General features: G+C 50.5%; 1 rRNA gene (cut by a window edge). It reads right to left on the bottom strand.

The features are described 5' to 3' along the window. Positions 1-1,166 (bottom strand): 23S ribosomal RNA (locus GCN75_RS28665); it reaches 1,800 nt to the left of the window's first position. Positions 1,167-1,183: the final 17 nt, after the last annotated feature.

The raw sequence follows: 1,183 nt of genomic DNA, 5'->3' as shown, positions 1-1,183 counted from the left end.
TTCCGGATATCCGCAGCTTCGGTGACTGGCTTAGCCCCGTTACATCTTCCGCGCAGGACGACTCGATCAGTGAGCTATTACGCTTTCTTTAAATGATGGCTGCTTCTAAGCCAACATCCTGACTGTTTTAGCCTTCCCACTTCGTTTTCCACTTAGCCAATCTTTGGGACCTTAGCTGGCGGTCTGGGTTGTTTCCCTCTTGACGCCGGACGTTAGCACCCGACGTCTGTCTCCCAAGCTCGCACTCATCGGTATTCGGAGTTTGCAATGGTTTGGTAAGTCGCAATGACCCCCTAGCCATAACAGTGCTCTACCCCCGATGGTGATACTTGAGGCACTACCTAAATAGTTTTCGGAGAGAACCAGCTATTTCCAAGTTTGTTTAGCCTTTCACCCCTACCCACAGCTCATCCCCTAATTTTTCAACATTAGTGGGTTCGGACCTCCAGGGCGTGTTACCGCACCTTCATCCTGGCCATGAGTAGATCACTTGGTTTCGGGTCTACACCCAGCGACTGATCGCCCTATTCGGACTCGATTTCTCTACGGCTTCCCTATTCGGTTAACCTTGCCACTGAATGTAAGTCGCTGACCCATTATACAAAAGGTACGCAGTCACGGAACAAGTCCGCTCCTACTGTTTGTATGCACACGGTTTCAGGATCTATTTCACTCCCCTTCCGGGGTTCTTTTCGCCTTTCCCTCACGGTACTGGTTCACTATCGGTCGATTACGAGTATTTAGCCTTGGAGGATGGTCCCCCCATATTCAGACAGGATGTCACGTGTCCCGCCCTACTTGTCGTACGCTTAGTACCACCGGTCCGATTTCACATACGGGGCTATCACCCACTATGGCTCCTATTTCCAGAGGATTCTGTTATCGGTCCGACTATCACGTACAGGCTCTTCCCATTTCGCTCGCCGCTACTTTGGGAATCTCGGTTGATTTCTTTTCCTGCAGCTACTTAGATGTTTCAGTTCGCCGCGTTCGCCTTGCATACCTATGTATTCAGTATGCAATACCCTAAAAGGGTGGGTTGCCCCATTCGGAAATCTGCGGATCAAAGTGTGTTTGCTCACTCCCCGCAGCTTATCGCAAGCTACTACGTCCTTCATCGCCTGTAATCGCCAAGGCATCCACCATGTGCACTTATTCGCTTGTCCCTATAACGTTAGCCTCT

It is taken from the genome of Janthinobacterium violaceinigrum (assembly GCF_009208555.1).
Taxonomy (GTDB): Bacteria; Pseudomonadota; Gammaproteobacteria; order Burkholderiales; family Burkholderiaceae_D; genus Janthinobacterium; species Janthinobacterium violaceinigrum.
The sequence above is the reverse complement of the archived record's forward strand: the minus strand, read 5'-3'. Positions and strand labels throughout refer to the sequence as shown.